We start from the raw sequence: 24,032 nt of genomic DNA, 5'->3' as shown, positions 1-24,032 counted from the left end.
AGCATCGACATGACTACCGCCCCTCAAACGCTGGAGGCGTCGGCCGCACTGTCTAACCCCTTTGGCGAGGCGATTGCCAACGCACGCGTGTGGCGCACCGGCACGGTGGCTGCGCTGGCATGGGCCGCCTTCGGGTTGCTGACGTGGCGCTGGCCCAACCATGTGATCGGCTTCAGCGACTGGGCCTTCACCGCAGAACTCGGTATCGCCACGTTACTGGTGGGCGTTGCGCTGCTCGTGCTGGCGTTGGCCGGTGCGTACGTGGCACCGCTGCGGGCTGTGCTGGAAACGCTCCTGCCCCTCGGGCCATGGCTGATTGCTGTGCCCATTGCGCTGGCTGCGTGGGAAGCCCTGACAGCCAAGTCTGGCATCTTGCCCACGCCATTCTTTGCCCCGCCGCAGGCGTTGATCGACGTGTACACCGAGGATTGGCAGCGCCTGGGCAGCAGCGTCGTCAACACGCTCAAGCTGCTGGGGCTCGGCTACGCCCTGGGCGCGTTCACGGGCTTTCTGGTGGGCGTGTCGATCGGCTGGTCGCGGGCGGTGGGCTACTGGGTGCATCCCGTGCTGCGGTTGATTGGCCCGCTGCCGCCCACGGCGCTGTTGCCGCTCACGTTCTACTTCTTTCCGTCGAGCTATTCCGCCGCGGTGTTTCTGATCGCGCTGGCGTCGGGGTTTCCGGTGGCAGTGCTCACGTGGTCCGGCGTGGCCGGCGTCAACAAGAGCTACTACGACGTTGCGCGCACGCTGGGTGCCTCCAATGCCTTCCTGGTGCTGCGCGTGGCGATTCCGGCTGCGTTGCCGCAGGTGTTCGTCGGGTTGTTCATGGGGCTGGGCGCGTCGTTTACGGTGCTGGTGGTGGCCGAGATGATGGGCGTGAAGTCGGGCCTCGGCTGGTACCTGACGTGGGCGCAGGGCTGGGCCTCGTACGTGAACATGTATGCCGCGCTGATCGTGATGGCGGTGCTGTTCTCCAGCATCATCACGCTGCTGTTCAAGGTGCGTGACCGCGCGCTGGTCTGGCAGAAGGGGACGCTGAAATGGTAGCCGTGCTCGAACGCGAGGCACCTGCTCAGACCTCGCCCCGCGCCACTTCCGGCGCGCGCATCGACGTGCAGGGTGTGAGCCACTGGTTCGGCGGTCGCGCCAACCCGCTGCAGGTGCTCGACAACGTTGACCTAACCGTGCAGCCCGGCGAATTCGTCGCGCTGCTGGGCCCAAGTGGCTGCGGAAAATCCACGCTGTTGCGGCTGATTGCAGGATTGGAAGCCCCCACGCGCGGCCGCATCCTGCAGGACGACACGCCCATCACCCAGCCCGACCCGTCGCGCATTGTGGTGTTTCAAGACCCGACGCTCTACCCATGGCGGCGCGTGTGGGACAACGTCGCCCTCGGTCTGCAGGCGCGCGGCGTGCTCAAGGCCGAGCGCGACCGCGTGGACGATGCGCTGGAACGCGTTGGCCTGGGCGGCTTTCATCGCGCGTTTCCGCATGAGTTGTCGGGCGGCATGGCGCAGCGTGTGGCGCTGGCGCGTGCGCTGGTCAACGATCCGCAATTGCTGGTGCTGGATGAGCCGCTGGGCAAGCTCGATTCGCTCACGCGGCTGGCCATGCAGAGCGAGCTGGTGACGCTCTGGCAGCGTGCGCGCTTCTCAACCGTGCTGGTCACGCATGACGTGGAAGAGGCGCTGTTCCTGGCGCAGCGCGTGATTATCTTCAGCCCGCGCCCGGCGCGCATCACGGCGGAGTTGACGGTGGATCTGCCGTATCCGCGTCATCGTGGCGACCCGCGCCTGAGCGCGCTCCGGCATGAGGCACTCGGCCATCTCGGCCTGGGCGAGACCTGGTAGATGTCCCGATCATCATGAGCGGGCCGGACGCCACGGTCTGGCTCAACGCGTTGCTCAGCGTTCTGCAGTGGGGGCAGCACGGCGTGCTGACACTCTGGCACGCGCTCGGCCTCACTGGCGACGTGCATGGGCAAGCCGCCTGGCCGTGGGATGTGCGCATCGCCGCAGAGACGCTGCGCATTGATCTCGGCCAAGCACGCCAACTCGGGCTGACGCTGATTGCGATGGCATTGGCGCTGCTCGCATTACTACTCGCGACGGTGGTGCGCCGCTGGCGGCCGGTGTTGTTCGGTGTGGCGGCTGGCTTGTTGGTGGTGGCGCCGTGGCCGTCGGCGGTGGTGCTGTCACCCGCCGTGCCGACGAGCTTCCATACAAGCCCGACGGCGTTTTCGCTGGCGTCCATCACGCAGGGCGGGCGCATCTACAACACCGCCTGCGCAAACTGCCATGGCGCGGATGGCCGAGGTGAGGGCCCGTTGGCCGCCACGCTCACGCGCTGGCCACCCACCGTAGTCGGCCCGCTGCTCGGCCGCCGGGCCGATGGCGAGCTGTTCTGGCACATCGCCAACGGCATGCGCGACGAACACGGCGCGGCCACCATGCCTGCGTTTGGCAATGGCCTGAGCGACACCGACATCTGGGGCGCACTCGATTACATGAAGGTGCTGGCTGCGAATGGCGGCGTACGTGCGGGCGGCTGGCCGGTGCCAATCGCTGTGCCCGCGCTGTCCGTCCGCTGCGGTGACGCGTCGCCCAAGCCATTGGCTGCCTGGCGCAATGGGCAACGCGTGCGCGTGGTTGCCGTCGAGGGCGATGCCGCATCTGCAAGCCGCATTCCATTGGAAGACCCGCGCTTCCAGACCCTGCTCATCACGCCGGACGGCACGCTACCGCCGCCGACGCGTTCGTTCCAGGCCCGCTGCGTGGCCGCCAGCCCCGACGCATGGGCCGTGTTCGCCACCATCGCGGGCGAACGGCCGCAGACATTCGCCGGCACGCAATTGCTGGCCGATCGCAACGGCTGGCTGCGTGCGCGCGGCGAACCCGGCACCGCTTGGTCCGATGCCGACTTTCTGTGTACCTCCGCAGCGCGCCAGGCCACCGCCATCACAGCCGGCGGCCTCGATGCCCTGATCGCCCGCATGGACGCCGAACCGGTGCGCTACGTGAAGGGCGGCTTCATTCATTGACGCGACATTTCCTATGCCGATTTCTCGACGACATTTCCTGCAATCCGGTCTGGCCGTGGCGACCGTGCCCGCGCTGTCCTTCGCGCAATCGCCGCCGTTACGCATCGTACTCAAGGCCGGTGACCAGAAGGGCGGCCTGCGTGCGCTGCTCGAAGCGGCAGATGCACTCAAGGGCGTGCCCTACGACATCCAGTGGACGGAGTTTCCTGCTGCCGCGCCGTTGGCCGAAGCGCTCAATGCTGGCGCGGTGGACCTCGGCCCGATTGGCGATGCGCCAGCCATCTTTGCGCTGGCGGCGGGCACGCGCATCAAGCTGATCGGCGCCAATCGTTCCGACCCGTATGGCACGGCGGTGCTGGTGCGGCCCGATTCTCCGTTGAAGACGGCGGCAGACCTGAAGGGCAAATCCATCGGCACCAACCGGGGTTCGATCGGGCATTTCGTTGCGCTCAAGGCGTTGGAATCTGCAGGGCTTGGGCCGGACGACGCCAACTTTCGCTTCCTGCCGCCGGCGGACGCCAAGCTCGCGCTGGTCAATGGGTCGATTGATGCATGGTCAACCTGGGAGCCCTATACGGCGATGGCCGAAACCGCCAAGCACGCACGTGTACTGGTGAGCGGCCGCGGGCTGTGGTCGGGCCTGAGCTACCTAGCCGCCACCGATGCCGCGCTGGCTGCCAAGCGGGATGCGCTGCGGGATTTTCTGCAACGCGTGGTGCGTGCGCAGGTGTGGTCGTACCAGCACGTCGACAGCTATTCGGCCACGCTGGCACGCATCATCGGCATTGCCCCGGAGGCCGCGCGGCTGCAGTTTGCGCGTCGGCAAACGGTGTGGCGGCCGATTGATGCGCAGATCGTGGCCGAGCAGCAGCGCACGGCTGATTTCTACGTGAAGGTCGGTCTGCTCAAGCAGCGGCTCGAGGTTGCTTCCACTTTTGACACGGGATTTCCGCTGACGGCCTAGCGCGCGTTGCCCGAGTGCGACTCTGCGCTCGGTCGAGAGCCGCCGTGCGGGCCGGTGGAGCCTGGCGCTTCCGCAACGTTCTTGGGCAGATTGGTCTGCGAGGTTGCGGTGTCCGGAGCGTTGTTGCCGCCTTTGCCAAAGCGTGCTGCCAGACGGTCTTGCACCTCGGTCAGTTGGGCTTGCTCCTGGGCTTTTTGCGTGCGCTCGGTCTCGGCCTGCTGGGCTGCAGCGGCTTGTTCAGCGGGCGTGGGCGGTGGCAGCTTGCCATGGGCAGGGCGGGGTAGCGCCGCGATTACCAAGCCGATTGCAAGTGCCAGGGGCCAGGCGACGCGTCCAACGTTGATGCGGGGAGGTGACATGGCGATCTCCGGAGTGGCATCGCCATGGCTCAGCAAGCGCGGTGCCGCGTGAGTTCAGCGCCGCTCGTCTGTCAGCGATTGCCGCAGCGTGTCTTTCAGCAGGTTGAACACCGGGTTGTCGTTGTCCTTGCGATAGGCCATCCACAACTCAACCGGCTTGGCGGGCGTGGTGCGCACCGGGCGGTAGACCACGCCCTCGAAATGCAGCATCGACGCTGCCGCCGGGATCAACGCCACGCCAATTCCCGCGCGCACCAGCGCCAGCATCGAGTGGATCTGGCTGACGTATTCGACGATGTCGGGCAGCACCTCGGCGCGCTCAAGCAGGCCGCTCACCATCTGGTGGAAGTAGCGCGCCTCGTACGGCGAATACATCAACAGCGGCTTGCCTTCGCAATCGCGCAGGGAAGGGCGCTGCGGCCACTGGTCCGCCGCCGCTTCGGGCAGCGCAAGCACCATCGATTCCTGCGAGCACGGCACGGCCACCAGCTCACCGTGCTCCACCGGCGGGCGCAGCAAGCCCACGTCGATCTCACGTGCGTCCAGCGCCGAGAGTTGCGCGCCGCTCACCATCTCCTTCAGCGTCAAGCGTACGCCGGGCGACGCGGCCCGCACGGCACTCACCAGTGATGGCAGCTTTCCGTACCCCACCGATGCCGTGAAGCCCACCGCCAGCGCGCCCGCCGCACCGGTGGCGATCTGCCGTGCCGTGGCAGCAGCCTCGTCTGCAAGCCGCAGGATGCGCGAGGCATCAGGCAGAAAACTCCGCCCCGCCGCCGTCAGCTTGACCGAGCGGCTATTGCGCTCCAGCAGTTCTGTGCCGACCTGATGCTCCAACAAACGCACTTGGCGTGACAGCGGCGGCTGCGTCATGTGCAGGCGTTCGGCCGCACGCCCGAAGTGCAGTTCTTCGGCCACGGCGACAAAGCAACGGAGTTGGCTCAGCTCGAACATCGATTCAAAAACGGTATGGATTGAGTCGGCGCTTATCTTGAGGCGGAAAGATCAGCGGTGCAAGGCGGTCCATTCGCGCGCCTTTGTTCGCGCTGTATGCGACGGACGAAGGGGGAATGTCGTCCTGCGGCCGGACGAGCGGTGAATGCACCACGTGCGGCCGCAGCATTGGCATCGCGGGTTAGGGGATACCCTGTATCAATACAAATTCTATATTAATCGAGTTAGTAGTTGGCTTGGACTTGAATCGATGGCGATGCAAGAATCCGTTCACCAACAACACGCATTCGTAGAGCGAGACATGTCCCGATATACCCCCAAGGAATTCGCCCACCAGATCGGCACCGGCCTGCTGTCGTTCCCGATCACGCACTTCAAGGCGTCTGATCTGTCGTTTGACGAAGAGGCCTACCGCAAGAACCTGGCTTGGCTGTTCAGTCACGACGCCGCTGGCCTGTTTGCTGCAGGCGGCACGGGTGAATTCTTCTCGCTGACCGCGGCTGAGACCGACCGCGTCGTGCGCGCAGCCGTGGCGGAAACCGGCGGCAAGATTCCTGTGATCGCCCCGGCTGGCCGCGGCACCGCCGAATCGATTGAATACTGCAAGGCCGCAGAAGCCGCCGGCGCCGACGGCATCCTGCTGCTGCCGCCGTACCTGACCGAAGCCTCCGCTGATGGCGTAGCCGCGCACGTTGAGCAGGTCTGCAAGTCGACCAAGCTGGGCGTGATCATCTACAACCGCGCCAACCAAGTGCTGGACGCTGACCACCTGGAGCGCCTGGCAGACCGCTGCCCGAACCTCGTCGGGTTCAAGGATGGCGTGGGCGATCTGGAACTGATGACGCGCATCTACGCCCGCCTGGGTGACCGCTTCACCTACATCGGCGGCCTGCCGACCGCCGAGACGTTCGCGCTGCCGTACCTGACGATGGGCGTGACGACGTACTCGTCGGCCATCTTCAACTTCGTGCCCAAGTTCGCCCTGGAGTTCTACGCCGCTGTGCGCGCATACGACAACGCCAAGGTCTACAAAATGCTGAACGACTTCGTGCTGCCGTATATTGCCCTTCGCAATCGCAAGCGTGGCTATGCGGTGTCCATCGTCAAGGCCGGCATGAAAGTCGTTGGCCGCAGCGCTGGCCCCGTGCGTGCTCCGCTGACCGACCTGACCGACGCTGAACTGGCTGAGCTGTCGGCCCTGGTGTCGCGCATTGCTGAAGTGGAAAAACTGGCAGCCTGAGCGCAATCCAAACACGAGGAATCAACATGACATTGAGCGGCGAACTGTTGCTGGGCGCGACCCGCGTTGCGGGCGGTGCCGGCGCGGTTCGCGCCATGAACCCCGCCACCGGGGAATGGCTCGAACCACAATTCACCCTGGCCACCAAGGCCCAGGCCGCGCGTGCCGCTGAACTGGCCGCAGCGGCTTTTGACGTTTACCGCGAGACCGCGCCGGAAACGCGCGCCGCCTTCCTGGAAGCCATCGCCAGCCAGATTGAAGCGCTGGGCGATGCGCTGATCGAGCGCGCCATGGCGGAATCCGCACTGCCGCGCCCGCGCCTGGAGGGCGAGCGTGGCCGCACGTGCAATCAGCTCCGCCTGTTTGCGAGCGTCGTGCGCGCCGGCGATGCGGTGGGTGCGCGTCTGGATTCGGCGCTGCCCGAGCGCAAGCCGCTGCCGCGTTCGGACCTGCGCCTGCGCCGTATCGCGCTGGGCCCCGTCGCCGTGTTCGGCGCGAGCAACTTCCCACTGGCGTTCTCCGTGGCGGGTGGTGACACCGCGTCGGCGCTGGCTGCGGGTTGTCCGGTGGTCGTGAAGGCGCACCCGGCACATCCGGGTACGTCTGAACTGGTGGGCCGCGCCATTCAGGCTGCGGTTGCGCAGTGCGGGCTGCCGGAAGGCGTGTTCTCGCTCATTCAGGCAGACAACGATGTGGCGGGTGCCCTGGTGGCCGATCCGCACATTCAGGCCGTGGGTTTCACGGGCTCGCGCGCGGGCGGCCAGGCGTTGCTGCGCATTGCGCAGGCACGTCCGCAGCCGATTCCCGTATATGGCGAGCTGAGCGCCATCAACCCCGTCTTCCTGTTGCCGGATGCGCTGGCCAAGCGCGCTGCGGCATTGGGCCAACAGTACGTTGCGTCGCTCACGATGGGTGCGGGCCAATTCTGTACCAACCCGGGCCTGCTGCTCGCCATTGACGGGCCGGAACTGGATGCCTTCGAAGCTGCTGCTGCCACCGCCATGGGCGATGTGGCCGCACAGCCGATGCTGACGGCCGGCATTCACGCCGCCTATGCACGCGGTGTCGACAAGCTGGCGGGTGAAGCCAACGTGCGCTGCGTTGCACGCGGGCAGGGTAGCGACCAGCCCAACCGTGGGCAGGCCGGCTTCTACGTCACAGATGCCAAGAGCTTCCAGGCACAGCCGACGCTGCATGACGAAGTCTTCGGCGCCACCGGCTTGGTCGTGCGCTGCCGCGATGCTGAAGAACTGCGTGCGCTGGCGGAATCGCTGGAAGGGCAGTTGACGGCCACGCTGCATCTGGATGCCGGCGACACGGAGCTCGCGCGCTCGTTGTTGCCGATTCTGGAGCGCAAGGCTGGCCGCATCCTGGCCAATGGCTGGCCGACCGGCGTGGAAGTCTGCCAAGCCATGGTGCATGGCGGCCCGTGGCCGGCAACGACCGACACGCGCACGACTTCGGTCGGCACGGCGGCCATCGAGCGCTTCCTGCGCCCGGTGTGCTACCAGGACTTGCCGGCAGCACTGTTGCCGCAGGCCCTGCAAGACGCCAACCCGCTGAAGCTGCGTCGCCTGGTCGACGGACAGTGGCAGTAACCCTGACGTAGCAAGCCAATAACAAGCCGGGCCGCACAGGACCCGGCAGCTTGCCCCCCGGCGCATGCGACGCCGGTTGATGGAGGAGACGATGGACATCAAAGCCCAGACTGTAGGCAATCAGGTGGGCGCGCAAAGCGTGCCCCGCACCGAACGCATGAGTCGCGTGCGTTTTCTGATCCTCACGATGCTGTTTGTCGTGACGACCATCAACTATGCCGACCGCGCCACCATCTCCATTGCCGGCTCGGCCATGCAGAAAGAGCTCGGCATCGATGCCGTTTCGCTCGGCTATATCTTCTCGGCGTTTGGCTGGGCCTATGTGATTGCGCAGATTCCGGGCGGCTGGCTGCTCGATCGCTTTGGCTCCAAGCGCGTGTACACGTTCAGCATTCTGCTGTGGTCGGTGTTCACGCTGGCACAGGGTGCGATCGGCTTCTTTACGGGTCTGAGCGCCATCATCATGGTGTTCTGCCTGCGTTTTCTGGTGGGCGCAGCGGAGGCACCGTCCTTCCCTGCCAACAGCCGCATCGTTGCGGCGTGGTTCCCAGCCAATGAACGCGGTACGGCGGCGGCCATTTTCAATTCTGCCCAGTACGCGGCCACAGTGGTGTTTGCGCCGCTGATGGCGTGGCTGGTGCACGAGTTCGGCTGGCACCACGTCTTTATCGTGATGGGCGTGATCGGCATCGCCATGGCGTTCGTATGGAAGGCCTTCGTGCATGAGCCGAAGGACCACCCGCGAGTGAACCGCGCCGAAATCGACTACATCGAAGCCGGCGGCGGCTTGGTCAACATGGATCGCGCAGGCGTGGCCAAGACCGAAGGCCCGAAGCTCGGCTACGTCAAACAGCTGCTGAGCAACCGCATGCTGATGGGCGTGTACATCGCGCAGTACTGCATCAACGCGCTCACGTATTTCTTCATCACGTGGTTCCCGGTGTACCTGGTACAGGCGCGCGGCATGTCGATTTTGAAGGCGGGCTTCGTGGCGTCGATTCCGGCGGTGTGCGGCTTCCTGGGCGGCATTCTGGGTGGCGTCCTTTCCGATGCGCTGCTGCGTCGTGGCGCTTCGCTGTCGGTGGCGCGCAAGGTGCCGATCGTGCTGGGCATGCTGCTCTCCATGACCATGGTGATCTGCAATTACGTGGACGCACAGTCCATCGTGGTGGCTGTGATGGCGCTGTCGTTCTTCGGCAAGGGGCTGGGCGCGCTGGGCTGGGCGGTCAACTCGGATACGGCACCCAAGCAGATCGCCGGCCTGTCGGGCGCGCTGATGAATACGTTCGGCAATCTATCGAGCATCACCACGCCCATCGCCATCGGCTACATCGTCAACACCACGGGCTCGTTCAACGGTGCGCTGGTGTACGTGGGCATCCATGCCGCGGTGGCCATCGTCTGCTACCTGTTCATGGTGGGCGAGATCAAGCGTGTGGAATTGAAGCCGCTGTAAGCAGGAGCCGACGTGACCTTGCAATCGATCGAATCCAGCGCACGTACGGCGGCATCGCAGACGCCGCGTGTGACGGAGATGCAGGTGATCCCCGTCGCGGGGCGCGACAGCATGCTGCTGAACCTGTGCGGTGCGCATGCTCCGTTCTTTACGCGCAACCTCGTCATCCTGAAGGACAGCGCCGGGCGTACCGGCGTGGGCGAGGTGCCGGGCGGCGAGGGCATCCGCCAGGCGCTGGAGCGCGTGATTCCGCTGGTGGTCGGCCAATCGATTGGCCGTACCAATGGCGTGCTGAACAGCATCCGTCGTGCGTTGGCCGGTGGCGGTGCTGCCGCGCATCAGGCGACGGTGCACCAGGTGACCTCCGCTTCAGAAGCCGCCGTGCTGCGCCAGCCGCACGAGATCAACCTGCGCATGGACAACGTCATCACAGCAGTGGAAGCGGCGCTGCTGGATCTGCTTGGCCAGTTTCTCGACGTGCCGGTGGCCGAGTTGCTGGGCGCGGGCCAGCAGCGCGATCGCGCACCGATGCTTGCCTACCTGTTCTACGTGGGCGATCGCCGCAAGACCGATCTGCCGTACCTCGACGGCGCTAAAGCTGCCGACGACTGGCTGCGCCTACGCCACGAAGCGGCCATGACGCCCGACGCCATCGCGCGGCTGGCCGAAGCCGCCACCGAGCGCTACGGCTTTGCCGATTTCAAGCTCAAGGGCGGCGTGATGCGCGGCGCCGAAGAAATGGAAGCGATTGCCGCCATCAAGGCACGCTTCCCGCAGGCCCGCGTCACGCTGGACCCGAACGGCGCCTGGTCGCTCAACGAGGCGATTGCGCTGTGCAAAGGCCAGGGCCATCTGCTGGCCTATGCCGAAGACCCGTGCGGCCCCGAGGCTAGCTATTCGGGCCGCGAGGTCATGGCCGAGTTCAAGCGCGCCACCGGCATCCCGACAGCCACCAACATGATCGCCACCGACTGGCGCCAGATGGGCCATGCGGTCCAACTACACGCTGTCGATATTCCGCTGGCCGATCCGCATTTCTGGACGATGCAGGGCTCGGTGCGGGTCGCGCAGTTGTGCGACGAATGGGGGCTGACCTGGGGCTCGCACTCCAACAATCACTTCGACGTGTCGCTGGCGATGTTCACGCACGTCGCGGCGGCAGCGCCCGGCAACATCACCGCCATCGATACCCACTGGATCTGGCAGGAAGCCGAGGAGCGCCTGACGCGCGAGCCGTTGCGCATTGAAGGTGGCCATGTGTCCGTACCGGATCGTCCGGGGCTCGGCATCGAAATCGACATGGAGCACGTCATGGCGGCCCATGCGCTGTACAAAACCCTCGGCCCGGGCGCGCGCGATGACGCCATGGCCATGCAATACCTCGTGCCAGGCTGGACATACGATCCGAAGCGCCCGAGCCTGGGGCGTTGAACGAACACCGCCTCATCACTTGAATCAATCACGGAGTCTGTGATGTCTGAAACCACGCTGGCCTCTACAGCCGGCAATGAAGAGAAGGCGCTGACGATCCGCGTCCATGACGGTGACAACGTCGCCATCGTCGTCAACGCGCGTGGCCTGCCAGCGGGCACGGCGCTGGCCGATGGCACGGTGCTGGTCGAAGGCGTGCCGCAGGGTCACAAGGTGGCGCTGGTCGATCTGGCCGAAGGCGATGCCATCGTCCGCTACAACGAGGTGATCGGCTATGCCGTGAAGCCGCTGCCGCGCGGTAGCTGGGTCAACGAGCATGCTGTAAAGCTGCCGTCTGCGCCGGCGCTGGACGAGCTGCCGCTTGCCACACGCCCCGACCCCAAGCTCGCCAAGCTCGAGGGCTACACCTTCGAGGGCTATCGCAACGCCGACGGCACCGTCGGTACGAAGAATGTGCTCGGCATCATGACCAGCGTGCAATGCGTGGCGGGTGTGACCGACTACGTGGTCGGCCGCATCAAGCGCGAGTTGCTGCCGCGCTTCCCGAATGTCGACGATGTGGTTGCGCTGAACCACGTGTATGGCTGCGGCGTCGCCATCAACGCGCCGGCCGCCATCGTGCCGATTCGCACGCTGCAGAACCTCGCGCTCAACCCGAACTTTGGCGGCGAGATCATGGTGATCGGCCTGGGCTGTGAAAAGCTCGTGCCCGAACGCCTGGTGCCGGAAAAGCTCGCGCCGGGTGGCCGCATTCCCATTGAAGTGGCTGGCACGGCCGATTCGCCGGTACTGCGTCTTCAGGACGAAGCGTTCGACGGCTTTATCGGTATGACGGACGCCATCATGGAGATGGCCGAGCGCCGCCTGGAACACCTGAACAAGCGCCACCGCGAAACCTGCCCGGCTTCTGACCTCATCGTCGGCGTGCAGTGCGGCGGCAGCGATGCGTTCTCTGGCGTCACCGCCAACCCGGCGGTTGGTTTTGCGGCCGACCTGATCGTGCGTGCCGGCGGCACCGTGATGTTCTCGGAAGTGACCGAGGTACGCGACGCCATTCATCTGCTTACGCCGCGTGCCATCGATGAAGACGTCGGCCGCGCACTGCTGCGCGAAATGGCCTGGTACGACAACTACCTCAGCGGCGGCCAGACCGACCGCAGCGCCAACCCGTCGCCGGGCAACAAAAAGGGCGGTCTGTCCAACGTGGTGGAAAAGGCGCTGGGCTCGATCGTCAAGTCGGGCAGCACGCCCATCGTCGATGTGCTCGGTCCGGGCGAGAAGGTGCGCCGCAAGGGCTTGATCTTCGCGGCCACGCCGGCCAGCGATTTTGTGTGCGGCACGCTGCAACTGGCGTCGGGCATGAACCTGCAGGTGTTCACCACCGGACGCGGCACACCGTATGGCTTGGCCATGGCGCCAGTCATCAAGGTGTCGACACGCAAGGCGCTGTCCGAGCGCTGGCACGACCTGATCGACCTCGACGCGGGCCGCATCGCCACCGGCGAAGCCAGCATTGCCGACATCGGCTGGGAACTGTTCCACCTGATTCTTGACGTGGCGAGCGGCCGCAAGCAGGTTTGCGCCGACAAGCTGGGCCTGCATAATGCCTTGGCTCTGTTCAATCCCGCCCCGGTAACCTGATTTCCTGATCTGATATGACCTCTGAAGTGACTCATCAAACCGACCCGCTCGCTGGCGTCACCCCGCGTTGCCATCGTCTGCTACTGACGGGCGCAGGCGGCAACCTCGGCAAGGTGCTGCGCGAGCGTCTGCCCAAGTACGCCGATTTTTTGCGCCTGTCTGATATATCAAATCTCAGCGGTGCGCGCGCCGGCGAAGAGATCGTGCCGTGCAACCTGGCTGATGCGCAGGCTGTCGATGCGCTTGTCGCAGGCACGGATGCGATCGTCCACCTGGGCGGTGTGTCGGTCGAGCGGCCGTTTGAAGAAATTCTGCCGGCCAACATCCAAGGGACGTACAACCTGTATGAAGCCGCGCGTCGTCATGGCGTGCGCCGCATCGTGTTTGCCAGCTCGAACCACACCATCGGCTTCTACAAGCAGGGCGAGGTGATCGACAGCACCGTGCCGACCAAGCCCGATGGTTACTACGGCTTGAGCAAGGTCTTCGGTGAGCAACTCGCCAGCTTCTATTTCGATCGCTACGGCATCGAGACGGTGGCCATCCGCATCGGCTCGTCGTTTCCCGAACCGAAAGACCGCCGCATGCTCATCACGTGGCTGGGCTACGACGATCTGGAACAGCTCATCCACCGCGCGCTGTTCGTGCCGAAGGTCGGCTTTACGGTGGTCTATGGCATGTCGAACAACCGCGACCATTGGTGGGACAACCGCCACGCGGCGCACCTCGGCTACGTGCCCACCGAGACGAGCGAGATCTTCCGCGAGAAGGTCGAAGCGCAGCCGCCGCTGCCCGCTGACGACCCTGCGGCGCAGTACCAGGGCGGTGCCTTCGTCAAAGCCGGCCCGTTTGGAGACTGACCCGATGCACGTGAATGTAGAACCGACCGTGGAGCGGGTGGGCACCATGCAATGCGGCGTCGGTGAAAGCCCGGTCTGGCACGTCGGCCAACAGGCCTTGTATTGGACGGACATTCCGCGCCGCACGCTGTGGCGCTGGACTGCGTCGACCGATCAGTGCGATGCGTGGGCGTTGCCGGAAACGGCCGGCTGCATCGGCATGACATCGAGTGGCTGGGCGCTGGCGATGGAGACGGGCATTTTTCATGCGCCGCAGCCAAAGGCGGGCGTCGCGCTGGCACCGGTGGAGCGGCTGGCCACGGTGGCGCACCCGCGCCCCGACATGCGCTTCAACGATGGCCGCTGTGACCGGCAAGGCCGCTTCTGGTCCGGCACGATGGTGTTTGATACGTCGGAGGGGGCGCCGCTCGGCAAGCTTTATCGCTTTGATGCATCCGGTAGCGAGGCGCGTCTGGATGCCGTCATCGATGATCTGATCGTGCCCAACGGCCTGGCCTTCAGCCCTGATGGCCGCACGATGTATCTGTCGGATTCGCACGCGAGCCGGCAAATCGTCTGGGCCTTCGATTACGACATCGATAGCGGCACGCCGCACAACCGCCGCGTGTTCATCGACATGAATGCCTACCCCGGCCGCCCGGACGGCGCCGCCGTGGATGCCGAAGGTTGCTACTGGATCTGCGGCAACGATGCGGGCTTGCTGCACCGGTTCACACCGGATGGACGCCTGGACCGCAGCATTGCCGTACCCACGCCCAAGCCCGCCATGTGTGCCTTTGGCGGGCCGGGGCTGGATACGTTGTTCGTCACGTCGATCCTGATCGACGGCGACCCGCTCTCGGGCGCCATGTTTGCGTTGCGCCCCGGGGTGACTGGATTACCGGAAGCCGCTTTGCCCATTTGAATGATTGGACTGATCTGAACGCAGTACGCCCCACACCAGAACAAAACCGGGGGGGCTTTAAGGAGACAACATGAAACCCATCAAAGGCTTGCGCTGGTGGATCATCGGGCTCGTCTTGAGCGGCCTGATCATGAACTACCTGGCGCGCAATGCGCTGGCCGTGGCGGCGCCTGAAGTCAACAAGGTGCTGAGCATCAGCACGCAGCAATACGGCTATATCGTGGCGGCGTTTCAGGCTGCCTACATGGTGATGCAGCCCGTGGCGGGCTACGTGCTGGACGTGCTCGGCACCAAGCTGGGTTTTGCGTTGTTTGCGGGGGCGTGGTCGGTGGTCTGCCTGTTGCACAGCACGGCGAGCGGGTGGCTGTCACTGGCGGCGTTCCGCGCCATGCTGGGGATGACGGAGGCAGCCGGTTTCCCCTCCGCCTTGCGCGCAACGGCGGAGTGGTTTCCGGCCAAGGAGCGCTCCATTGCAACGGGGTGGTTCAACATCGGTTCGTCCGTGGGGGCGGTGGTGGCGCCGCCGCTGGTGGTCTGGTGCATCCTGCACGGCGATTGGCGGCTGGCCTTTGGGGTGATCGGCGTGATGGGGCTGGTGTGGAGCGTGCTCTGGTTCGTGCTGTACCGCGTGCCGACCAAGCACCCGCGCCTGTCCGAAGAGGAACACGCCTATATCCGCGCCGGCCAGGAAGTGCACGAAGACAATGCCGACGCGCCCAAGCCTTCATGGGGCAAGATCGTCAGCAGCAAGCGGTTCTGGGGCATTGCCATCCCGCGCTTTCTGTCGGAGCCGGCCTGGCAGACGTTCAACTACTGGATCCCGCTGTACATGGCCACCGAGCGCCATATGAACCTGAAGGAGATCGCGCTGTTTGCGTGGCTGCCGTTCCTGGCGGCCGACGTGGGGTGCGTGCTGGGCGGCTATCTGGCGCCGTGGTTCCAGAAGCGTTTCAAGGTCTCGCTGGTGACGTCGCGCAAGCTGGTGATGCTGACGGGGTGTCTGTGCATGGTCGGCCCGGCCTGCATTGGGCTGGCAACGAGCCCCTACACGGCGATTGCGCTGTTCTGCGTGGGCGGCTTTGCACACCAGACGCTGTCGGGCGCGCTGTACACACTTACGTCCGACATGTTCGGTAAGCACGAGGTCGGCACGGCGGTGGGCCTGGCAGGCATGTCGGGCTATATGGGTGGGATGCTGTTCTCGCTGGCGGTCGGCTCGCTGGCGGCGACCATCGGCTACAACCCGCTGTTCGTGGCGCTGGCCGTATTCGACATCGTGGCGGCCATCGTGGTGTGGACCATGCTGAACGACAAGCAGGTCCATGCCGTGCCGATGCAGCCCGGCAGCACGGCGCCTAGCACCGCTACCTGAGTTTGCGTAGGGGTATTACGCAGCCTGCTGAGTGATCTTCGGATTGAGCTTGGCGGGGCGGAGTGGGTTGAAATCGACCCACTCGCCGTTGCGCCAGCGGCCGGCGGCTTCTTCCACATCCATACCGCCGGCCTCCGCCAGCACGCGCGCCGCTTCGGCCTCCTTGTCGGGCGTCACGCGCGTGGCCAGAAGTACGCCGGAATGGCGCGTACGCAATGTCGCATCGGGTGGCTGTTCCGGTTGCGGTTCGTCGCGGGTGGCAAACATTGCACCGGCCAGCGAGCCGATATAGGCCCCCACGCCAGCCGCCACCACCGAAAACAGCACGGCAACGTGCAACGACATCAGCACGAACACGCCCGCCACGGCGCCAATCGCCGCCCCCAAGGCCATCCCCTTGCCCGCACCGGCATGCGCCCGAGAGGCCCCAGGGTCGGCATTCTGGTCTCCGCCGATGGGAAACGCGGCATGCTGCCCTGAAGGATTGACGAAGAAGACGTTCACATCGTCTTCGGAAAATCCGTGAAAGAACAACGCGCGCGCGGCGATTTGCGCGCGCTCGAACGTATCGAAACGGGCCGCGACGATCAGCGACATGGGGCCTCCTGAGAAACGCATTTCCCATTGCGCACGCAAACGCGGGGCCAGGGCGAAAAGTCGACCCAAAGTTACCTAGATCAGGTGATTGGCTGGGCAAGTGTCCGTCGCCATACTGCGCTGCACGGCCTGATCGAGGCCACGCGAGCCCCAAATCCAATACAAAGACAACGCAGTTACGGCCACCCCGAACAGGGCGGCCAGCCGATGCTGCCCGGCAACTGGGCAGCCTTGTGGTGTTGAAACGGGAGGGTGTGCCATGTTCAACGGCTTTTCCGCAGTGCCGGGCGCGATCGTGCCTTATGCATACGATTGGCTGCTGGTAGGGCTGTCGTATCTCATCTCGGTGTCAGGCGCGTATGTGGGCTTGCGATGGTCAAGACGCATCCGCAACCAGAATGGCAGCATCGACACAGACCGGCTGATCTGCGCCAGCGTGGCGTTAGGCGGCGGGGCAGTGTGGTCGATGCATTTCATCGGCATGGCCGCCTATCGCACCCCGGTGCGGCTGGAGTTCGACCTGTTCATGACCGTGATATCGCTACTGGTGGTCATGGTGTTTGCTGGGGCGGGGCTCGTGCTGGCATCGCGCCGCACGGGCAATCGCATGAAGAACATCGCGGAAGGCGGCGTTTTGACCGGCCTGGGCGTGGCGGTGATGCACTACACCGGCATGGCCGCGGTGCACACCAACAGCACGTTCGAGTGGGACATCTCCATCATGGCGGTGTCGGCGCTGATTGCGATCGTGGTCTCCATCGTTGCGCTGTGGCTGGCGACCACTGTCAAAACGCGCAACCAGCAGATCGGCGCAGCGTTGGTGATGGGCGTGGCCGTTTGCGGCATGCACTACACAGGCATGACGGCCGGGACGATGATCTGCACGGGGCAAAGCTATTCGCCGTCGCTGTTCGCCATCGAAGGCAGCAATATCGGCTATGCGGTGTTTGCGCTGGCCGGCACCATCCTGATGATCATTCTGCTGATCGAAGCCACGCATACGACAAGCGGCAAGCGCGTGGCCGCACGTTAAGCCCGATTCCGCAGCCCTAGGGTCTGTTGACATCTAAACGCCCGGCCGATGTATTTTTCGGTCGGGCGTTTCTCTTTGCGGTGGCGCGCCCCGCTACAATCGCGGGCTGGAATTCGTTGATGGCGCTTGAAATGGGGCTTGGCTGGTTTGGCATTTCTACCGTGTGGCTGTTGCCGCTGGTGTGGCGATACGCAATGCGTGCGCTGGCAGGGGAACGTGGTCTCCTGCAAGGACGGGGCACCGTCCGGCTTTGGCTGGTGACGCTGGTTGCGCTGTGCGCCAGCAGTACCCTTGAGGCACTGACTGCCGGCGGCGACCCGCAAGACAAGGCGGGCGGCGCGGCGGGGCATGCGTTGTCGTCGCTGTTCTTGCACATGCTGGGCTGGACCGGGGCGTTTCTGTTGATGCTCGGCGTGCTCATCTGGGTGGCGCCGATGGTGTTCGGCCGCACCTGGCAGCAAGTGCTCAAGCGCATACCCATCGTAGAAGACGCCTCGCACGACGAACCGTCGCTCCAGCCAAGCGAGCCGGCGGATGACGGCCTGAAGCCCACCGCACTCGGCCTGGGTGGCGCCGGTGAGCCACGTTGGACCGGCAACACGGGCCCAGCGCAGCCGACGATGCGCCATCGCGGTATCGAAGCCGTGTCCGCACGCCGTCAGCCGGCTTGGCAGCCGCCGCCGCGCACGCGCCCATCGCCGCCGCAGCCCGGCGAAATCTGGCCGTTGATCGATGCGCAGAAAGCGGCGCCTGCGGAAACGCCCGCTGGCGCCAAGGCAACGCCGGCACCCGTTCCCACACCGGCACAGGAACCTGCACAAGCGCGCCCAAAACCGCGCGCCACGATCGTCAGTAGCCCGTTCCATCAACCGCAGCTGGGGCTGCGCGAGCGCACACCTCCCACACCGGTAATGCAGCCGGCAGAAGCGGCGCCCGTGCCCGAGGTGGTCGACCTGCCCATCGCGGAGCCCGCGCAGGCTGAGATGGTCGACGCCGCCGCTCCCGACGTTGCCACGACGGTGCCTGCCGTCGATCTGGAGGCCGTGCGCCAGGAGGCCGAAGCCTTGCTGGCGGAACTGCGCAGCTTGATGGTGCCTGCCGCATCGGTGTCTGAGCCAGAGCCCGTGTCAGAGCCAGACAATGAGCCCGTGATCGAAGCGGTCGTGCCCACATTCAACGCGCCCTCAGTGGAGGCTGAAGAAGCACCGGCAGACGAAGCCGCGCCTGCACCTGCGCCGGGCGAGGCCGCGCCGGAAGCGCCCCCTGCGACCAAACCGCGTATCGTCTTGCCTGCCGTGGTGGGCGCAGTTGTCTCCCGCGCTGCGCCGCCGGTGCCAAGCGTCACCACACCCGCGCCGGCTCCCGCTCCAGCGATACCGCGTTACGTGGACTATCGCCTGCCCAGCCCCGCGCTGCTGACCGCCGCATCGACCAGCGCAGAAGCCGTCTCCGCCGAACACCTGGACGAAACCAGCAACCTGATCGCCCAACGCCTGGCCGAGTTCAAGGTGCCTGTGACGGTGGTGGGCGCCTCGGCCGGCCCCGTCATCACTCGCTTCGAGGTGGACCCCGCTGTCGGCGTACGCGGTGCACAGGTCGTTGGCCTGGTGAAGGATCTGGCGCGCGCACTGGGCGTGACGTCCATCCGCGTGGTCGAGACCATCCCCGGTAAAACGTGCATGGGCCTGGAACTGCCCAACGCCAAGCGCGAAATGATCCGCTTGTCGGAGGTGGTGAACGCGGCAGATTTCCAATCGCATGCCTCGCATTTGGTGCTGGCGATGGGCAAGGACATCACTGGCCATCCGGTGGTGACGGACCTCGCGCGCGCGCCGCACCTGCTGGTGGCCGGCACGACGGGTTCGGGCAAGTCGGTGGCCGTCAACGCGATGATCCTGTCGATGCTGTACAAGGCCACGCCCGACGATGTGCGCATGATCATGATCGACCCGAAGATGCTGGAGCTTTCGGTGTACGAGGGCATTCCGCATCTGCTGGCGCCGGTCGTGACCGACATGAAGCAGGCCGCGCACGCGCTCAACTGGTGCGTTGGTGAAATGGAAAAACGCTACCGCTTGATGTCCACTTTGGGCGTGCGCAATCTGGCCGGCTACAACCAGAAGATCCGCGCGGCGGAGCAGGCGGGCCGCAAGGTACCGAACCCGTTCTCGCTCACGCCTGACGCACCGGAGCCGCTCTCCACGCTGCCGCTGATTGTCGTCGTCATCGACGAGCTGGCTGATCTGATGATGGTCGCCGGCAAGAAGATCGAAGAGCTGATCGCGCGCCTGGCGCAGAAAGCGCGTGCAGCCGGTATCCACTTGATCCTGGCGACGCAGCGGCCGTCGGTGGACGTCATCACCGGGCTGATCAAGGCCAACATTCCGACGCGTGTGGCGTTCCAGGTGTCCTCCAAGATCGACTCCCGCACGATTCTCGACCAGATGGGCGCGGAATCGCTGCTGGGGCAGGGTGACATGCTGTTCCTGCCGCCGGGTACGGGGTATCCGCAACGCGTGCACGGCGCGTTCGTCGCCGATGAAGAGGTGCACCGCGTGGTGGAGCACTGGAAGCAGTTTGGCGAACCGGAGTACGACGAGGCCATCCTTGCCGGCGATCCGGCTGAAGCAGCTGCCGGTAGCGACTTGTTCGGTGGCGAGGGCGGTGATACGGAAGCGGACCCGCTTTACGACGAAGCCGCTGCGTTTGTGCTCAACACACGGCGGGCGTCGATCTCGTCCGTGCAGCGGCAATTGCGCATTGGCTATAACCGCGCGGCCCGGTTGATTGAGCAGATGGAAGCGGCGGGGCTGGTGTCGCCGATGGGGCGCAACGGGCAGCGTGAGGTGCTGGCGCCCGGTGGCGCCGAGTAACAGGCGTTTTCGCCTAGTGGGTGTCACGCCGACGGTGCGACGTACTCGATATACAGCACCCACTCGTCGGCCCGCACGGGGATGGCAATGGCGCGCTGGGTCGATCGCGTCGTCATCGAACTGATGTTGTAGGCCATGCCGCCTTCAGTGGCGGTGCGGCGCAATGCATCTTTCTCGGGTTCCGTAAGCCATGCACGCACAAATGCTTCCGGAACCGGACTGCTGACGGAGTAGCGAAAGGCTATTGCTGTTGGCTTAAGCGTCTGCGTACGTTTCGGACATCAGCTTGGCTTCCAGCATGTGTGCGATCTCGGTGACAGCGGATGTGAATACGCCCTCGTGCCGAGTGTGATAGCCGAACGGCAGCTCGTAGTAGGCGATGCTTCCATACGCGCGGGGCGCATCGCCGAACCGAAACGCGAGGCCGAACCCGCCGGAGCCCTTTGCGGGATGGACCACGGAACACGTCACTTCCGTGACAGCGCGATGCCGGAAGCGAAAGCTGTCGTTGCCGCATCGGAATCCGACCCATCCCAAGTCATGCGAGCGGAAAACCACGAGGGCATCTTCCGGGGGAAGCCCCGAGCCCTCCAGCGCTTCGGCCAGCTCGCTTGTCGACACCATCGGGATGGCAGCGTCGGAATCATCGTGCTCGACCTCCACGCTGACATGCCTGGCAACCATGTCTTTCAGCAGGCCGTAGACAAGTCGTGTTCCGTCCTGGCGTGCGTCGTCCACGGCATAGAGCGCCAATGGCCTGAAACGTGCGCGGCCCCCAATGCGCTCAGGTAACTGGGCGATGGGCTGCGCGGTCTCTACAGTGGAGGGAAGCGCGTCTCCACGCGCCTTTTTCCAGCGCTCAGCGATACCACCCAACCAGTACACCAGTGCTGTCTGCGGAATCAGCACCGCAACCATGACCGCGACCATAACACCAAGGCCCGCGAGGAAGCCGTGCTGAGGACCGACGAGCGTTGCAGCCTTCGCGCCTGCGTACACGGGCAGGGCCAGAAAGAGAAGCCAGAACACAATGGGCCGCTACCTTCCGCGTATCAACGCGACGCTGTGGCCGAGACCGAAAAAGATTGCAGCCACTGCCCAAGCTGCGCCTCGCCATCCTCATCGAGTTGGCCCGACAGCGCGCCATACCATTCGACGATCGCCTCGTCCGACAGGTTGGCCTTGAGAATGGGCAAGCTGTTCTCCAGAAAGCTCGGGAAGAACGGGATGCCGCGCATATAAAGAAAATGCGAATCGGTGATGCGGACATGCGCGTAGACATCGCGCAGCCAAACCAGGTACGGCATCGCCTCGGCCATGCGCCCGCTCTGCTTGAGCGCAGAGATGAACTGCGTGCGCGCGGTGACGCTGGACATCTCGTGCCTCTGCTCGTTGATCTCGTCGAACTTCATCAGCCAGGCTTCGCTGCGGTCCAGCTCGTCGCACATCACCGAGCTCGTGGCCAGTTGCAGCGCGTTGTGTGCGCTGGGTTCCTGTTCGAAGAGTGCAAGCCAGTAGGGGAAGGCTTCCGGGTATCGCAACATGCCCGAATAGGCGAGGGCGCATAAGCGGTTGGCGTCGGCGTGGCGATCCGCGTAGGGTGCGGCGGCGGCGATGGCGGCTTCGTGCTGGCCTTGCTGGTAAGCCTCTAGCGCGGGAGCGAGTTCTGGGGCGATGTCGCGGGAAGCATCGCTCTCATCCTTGGGTAGCTGAGGCGCGTTGCGGGCGCTGTCGTTGGCGTTGCGGCCGAACAGCTTTTTTAGAAAACGCATGGGTTCTTCTGTGAATACGGTTACTTTAAAGGGCTTGGGCGACGGCCGTGTCGCCACGCTTGATGGCGTTTTCGATCAGGCGCTTGTTCAGGGCCGCGCGTTTTACCTTGTCTGCTTCGTACTCTGCAGTACTGTTCCAGCCCTTGGCATCGCCCTCCTTGAGTTTCTCCGCCAAATTCTCCGCGTCGCGCTTGAGTGCCACATCCAGTAAATCGAAGCCAAGGCAAACATCGTAGGTTAATCCCCCAGAGCCGACATCTCCCTTAACGCTCAAGGCCGCCAGGACCCCATCCCCCACCCAGCGCCAGATCGGCCCCTGCTTCACCACCGCGGCCCAATCCGCTGCTGGGATCTTGTATGCAGGGTCGATCGTTCGCGGAAGACGCCGGAACTGTCCGTTCTCATCAAGCAAGCTGGAACGCCCTGTGAGCAATACCTCCCATTCAGGATCGTAGTAGCGCTGCCATTTGCCACGCTGGAACTGGGCGATCGTTTGTTCTATCAGTGCTTGCGCGTCGGCATGGGTTTTGATGACCTTATCACTGAGAAGAAGTGAAACAGATTGAACTCGGCGATCCGGAAATCTCTTCTCATCAGCCCGCATGGCCAGTGAGAAGATCGGCTGCCACCGAATCTCAAACCCCTCGCGCGTGTAGTGCGCAATCACGGCATCCGGCACCTGCGAAACGCTATAGCTGATGTAGCCATCGATGTTGTCGGTCGTGAATGTCGGAACGCCAGAGGCGCGTGCCGTATCAACGATGTTCCGGCCAAGATCGAATTTGATCTCTACCGTTTTCTGAGTTCCAAATTTGCCGCAGCCAGCAAGGCAGTTGAGACCGCTTATCGATGAGCCAGCGAGCCACAGTAATAGCGTGCGTCTTTTAACCATCGGACCCGCAGCTTTGGAGGATCGTGGTGATGCCGTTGAAGGCGGCACCCTCCACCTTCAGGGGAGGGTGCCATCGCTGGCCTTGCGTCCACGCAGCCCCTCTAGCGAACTCATGATGCTTTGCTGTTGATGCCGGATACAGGGCGATGCGTCTTGAACCGCAGTTCAAAACGAGCGTCATATCAAAAGAACTACGTAGGCGCCGCCACCCTGACTAAACGTCACTTCAACGGGCTTGGACTGACGACTGCATCCCCACGCTTGATGGCATTCTCGATCAGGCGCTTGTTCAGGGCTGCGCGGTTTTTCTTATCTGCTTCGTACTGAGCTGTGCTGTTCCAGCCTTTGGCGTCGCCCGCCTTGTGTTTCTGCGCTAGATTCTCCGCGTCGCGCTTGAGCTTCACGTCCAAGAGGTCGAAGTCAAGAGTGATGGTGTAGTCGAGACCGCTAGAACTCTTGTAGCCGAGAACATGCAAGCTTGCCAGAACACCGTCACCAACCCAGCGCCACGTCGGGCTTTCGTCCGCAACCAATGGCCAATCCTCCGCGGGAATTTTGTAGGCAGGATCAATCGTGTTCAACTCTCCTCCGATGTGCCCATGTTCATCGAGCATGCTGGAGCGACCAGTGAGCAACACATCCCATTCAGGGTCGGAGTAGCGCTGCCATTTGCCGCGCTGAAACTGCGCAATCGTCTGCTCTATCAGAGCTTGCGCTTCGGCATGGGTTTTTACAGTCCTATTGTCGAATTGCAGCGTGGCGGTTTCCACGGAAAGATTTGGCGAGATATCCCGATCGGCGTACATCGTGAACGCAAAGATCGGCCGCCAGTTGATCTCATAGCCTGGACGCGTGTAGTAGGCAACCACGTCCTTCGGGATGCCGTTGATGCTGTAGTCAATGAGCCCCGCTGTTTCACTAACCTGAAAGCTCGGCACGCCGGACGCCTTTGCAGTGTCAACGATGTTTTTCCCGAGATCGAACTTGATTTCCGCCACCTTCTGGCCTCCTAACTTACCGCAACCGGCGAGCCCACTGAGCCCCGC

Annotated in this window: 22 protein-coding genes and 1 pseudogene; 14 read left to right on the top strand and 9 right to left on the bottom strand. The window is 64.3% G+C overall.

What is annotated here, in order from left to right:
• Positions 1-9 precede the first annotated feature (9 nt).
• The gene (locus ACN9M1_RS19925; RefSeq protein WP_426400280.1) at positions 10-1,047 is read left to right on the top strand and encodes an ABC transporter permease; all 1,038 of its coding nucleotides are present in this window, start codon (positions 10-12) and stop codon (positions 1,045-1,047) included.
• Positions 1,041-1,520, top strand: a pseudogene (locus ACN9M1_RS19920) (ABC transporter ATP-binding protein); the annotation flags it as partial. The gene ACN9M1_RS19925 and the pseudogene ACN9M1_RS19920, both read left to right, overlap by 7 nt.
• 132 nt (positions 1,521-1,652) lie before the next feature.
• On the opposite strand, the gene ACN9M1_RS19915 reads toward ACN9M1_RS19920, so the two are convergent.
• Positions 1,653-1,778, bottom strand: a complete 126-nt coding sequence (locus ACN9M1_RS19915) for a hypothetical protein (protein WP_426400691.1) — start codon at positions 1,776-1,778, stop codon at positions 1,653-1,655.
• An 86-nt stretch (positions 1,779-1,864) separates the two neighbouring features.
• Between ACN9M1_RS19915 and ACN9M1_RS19910 the strand changes: the two genes are divergently transcribed.
• Complete coding sequence (locus ACN9M1_RS19910; RefSeq protein ID WP_426400279.1) at positions 1,865-3,040, top strand: c-type cytochrome; 1,176 nt, start codon at positions 1,865-1,867, stop codon at positions 3,038-3,040.
• Between the two features lie 13 nt (positions 3,041-3,053).
• Positions 3,054-4,004, top strand: a complete 951-nt coding sequence (locus ACN9M1_RS19905) for an ABC transporter substrate-binding protein (RefSeq protein WP_426400278.1) — start codon at positions 3,054-3,056, stop codon at positions 4,002-4,004.
• Here ACN9M1_RS19905 and ACN9M1_RS19900 read toward each other — a convergent pair.
• Together ACN9M1_RS19900 and ACN9M1_RS19895 are read right to left on the bottom strand one after the other, a co-directional pair.
• On the bottom strand, positions 4,001-4,363 hold the full coding sequence (locus tag ACN9M1_RS19900) for a hypothetical protein (protein WP_426400277.1): 363 nt from the start codon (positions 4,361-4,363) through the stop codon (positions 4,001-4,003). The two genes, ACN9M1_RS19905 and ACN9M1_RS19900, sit on opposite strands and share 4 nt — an antisense overlap.
• Before the next feature lie 54 nt (positions 4,364-4,417).
• Positions 4,418-5,317: a LysR substrate-binding domain-containing protein gene (locus ACN9M1_RS19895; RefSeq protein WP_426400276.1), complete on the bottom strand. Its 900-nt coding sequence runs from the start codon at positions 5,315-5,317 to the stop codon at positions 4,418-4,420.
• Positions 5,318-5,618: 301 nt separating this feature from the next.
• On the opposite strand from ACN9M1_RS19895, the gene kdgD reads away from it, so the two are divergent.
• The 8 genes from kdgD to ACN9M1_RS19855 all read left to right on the top strand — a co-directional run bounded on the left by kdgD (position 5,619) and on the right by ACN9M1_RS19855 (position 15,819).
• Complete coding sequence (gene kdgD / locus ACN9M1_RS19890) at positions 5,619-6,557, top strand: 5-dehydro-4-deoxyglucarate dehydratase (RefSeq protein WP_426400275.1); 939 nt, start codon at positions 5,619-5,621, stop codon at positions 6,555-6,557.
• A gap of 26 nt (positions 6,558-6,583) precedes the next feature.
• Entirely contained in the window at positions 6,584-8,155 is a 1,572-nt protein-coding gene (locus ACN9M1_RS19885; RefSeq protein ID WP_426400274.1) for an aldehyde dehydrogenase (NADP(+)), read from the top strand.
• A 91-nt stretch (positions 8,156-8,246) separates the two neighbouring features.
• The gene (locus ACN9M1_RS19880; RefSeq protein WP_426400273.1) at positions 8,247-9,611 is read left to right on the top strand and encodes an MFS transporter; all 1,365 of its coding nucleotides are present in this window, start codon (positions 8,247-8,249) and stop codon (positions 9,609-9,611) included.
• Positions 9,612-9,623: 12 nt separating this feature from the next.
• Positions 9,624-11,042 (top strand): enolase C-terminal domain-like protein, encoded by a 1,419-nt coding sequence (locus ACN9M1_RS19875; RefSeq protein WP_426400272.1) that lies wholly within the window; start codon positions 9,624-9,626, stop codon positions 11,040-11,042.
• 42 nt (positions 11,043-11,084) lie between these two features.
• On the top strand, positions 11,085-12,683 hold the full coding sequence (garD, locus tag ACN9M1_RS19870; RefSeq protein ID WP_426400271.1) for a galactarate dehydratase: 1,599 nt from the start codon (positions 11,085-11,087) through the stop codon (positions 12,681-12,683).
• A 14-nt stretch (positions 12,684-12,697) separates the two neighbouring features.
• Positions 12,698-13,543 (top strand): NAD-dependent epimerase/dehydratase family protein, encoded by an 846-nt coding sequence (locus ACN9M1_RS19865; protein WP_426400270.1) that lies wholly within the window; start codon positions 12,698-12,700, stop codon positions 13,541-13,543.
• A gap of 4 nt (positions 13,544-13,547) precedes the next feature.
• Positions 13,548-14,447 (top strand): SMP-30/gluconolactonase/LRE family protein, encoded by a 900-nt coding sequence (locus tag ACN9M1_RS19860; RefSeq protein WP_426400269.1) that lies wholly within the window; start codon positions 13,548-13,550, stop codon positions 14,445-14,447.
• Positions 14,448-14,517: 70 nt separating this feature from the next.
• Entirely contained in the window at positions 14,518-15,819 is a 1,302-nt protein-coding gene (locus tag ACN9M1_RS19855) for an MFS transporter (RefSeq protein ID WP_426400268.1), read from the top strand.
• A gap of 15 nt (positions 15,820-15,834) precedes the next feature.
• On the opposite strand, the gene ACN9M1_RS19850 is transcribed toward ACN9M1_RS19855, so the two are convergent.
• Positions 15,835-16,416: a hypothetical protein gene (locus tag ACN9M1_RS19850; protein WP_426400267.1), complete on the bottom strand. Its 582-nt coding sequence runs from the start codon at positions 16,414-16,416 to the stop codon at positions 15,835-15,837.
• A 259-nt stretch (positions 16,417-16,675) separates the two neighbouring features.
• On the opposite strand from ACN9M1_RS19850, the gene ACN9M1_RS19845 reads away from it, so the two are divergent.
• Together ACN9M1_RS19845 and ACN9M1_RS19840 are read left to right on the top strand one after the other, a co-directional pair.
• A complete protein-coding gene (locus ACN9M1_RS19845; RefSeq protein ID WP_426400266.1) occupies positions 16,676-17,449 on the top strand; it encodes an MHYT domain-containing protein in 774 nt (257 codons plus the stop codon).
• Between the two features lie 119 nt (positions 17,450-17,568).
• Complete coding sequence (locus ACN9M1_RS19840; RefSeq protein WP_426400265.1) at positions 17,569-20,322, top strand: DNA translocase FtsK 4TM domain-containing protein; 2,754 nt, start codon at positions 17,569-17,571, stop codon at positions 20,320-20,322.
• Positions 20,323-20,345: 23 nt separating this feature from the next.
• Here the strand turns inward: ACN9M1_RS19840 and ACN9M1_RS19835 are convergent, their stop codons facing one another.
• The 5 genes from ACN9M1_RS19835 to ACN9M1_RS19815 all read right to left on the bottom strand — a co-directional run bounded on the left by ACN9M1_RS19835 (position 20,346) and on the right by ACN9M1_RS19815 (position 23,984).
• Complete coding sequence (locus tag ACN9M1_RS19835; RefSeq protein ID WP_426400264.1) at positions 20,346-20,522, bottom strand: hypothetical protein; 177 nt, start codon at positions 20,520-20,522, stop codon at positions 20,346-20,348.
• 55 nt (positions 20,523-20,577) lie between these two features.
• Entirely contained in the window at positions 20,578-21,351 is a 774-nt protein-coding gene (locus ACN9M1_RS19830) for a hypothetical protein (RefSeq protein WP_426400263.1), read from the bottom strand.
• Between the two features lie 23 nt (positions 21,352-21,374).
• A complete protein-coding gene (locus ACN9M1_RS19825; RefSeq protein ID WP_426400262.1) occupies positions 21,375-22,094 on the bottom strand; it encodes a hypothetical protein in 720 nt (239 codons plus the stop codon).
• 25 nt (positions 22,095-22,119) lie between these two features.
• On the bottom strand, positions 22,120-22,986 hold the full coding sequence (locus ACN9M1_RS19820) for a hypothetical protein (protein ID WP_426400261.1): 867 nt from the start codon (positions 22,984-22,986) through the stop codon (positions 22,120-22,122).
• 221 nt (positions 22,987-23,207) lie between these two features.
• Positions 23,208-23,984 (bottom strand): hypothetical protein, encoded by a 777-nt coding sequence (locus ACN9M1_RS19815; RefSeq protein ID WP_426400260.1) that lies wholly within the window; start codon positions 23,982-23,984, stop codon positions 23,208-23,210.
• Positions 23,985-24,032 lie beyond the last annotated feature (48 nt).

The organism is Ralstonia sp. R-29, assembly GCF_049913345.1.
Classification (GTDB): Bacteria; Pseudomonadota; Gammaproteobacteria; order Burkholderiales; family Burkholderiaceae; genus Ralstonia.
The sequence above is the reverse complement of the archived record's forward strand: the minus strand, read 5'-3'. Positions and strand labels throughout refer to the sequence as shown.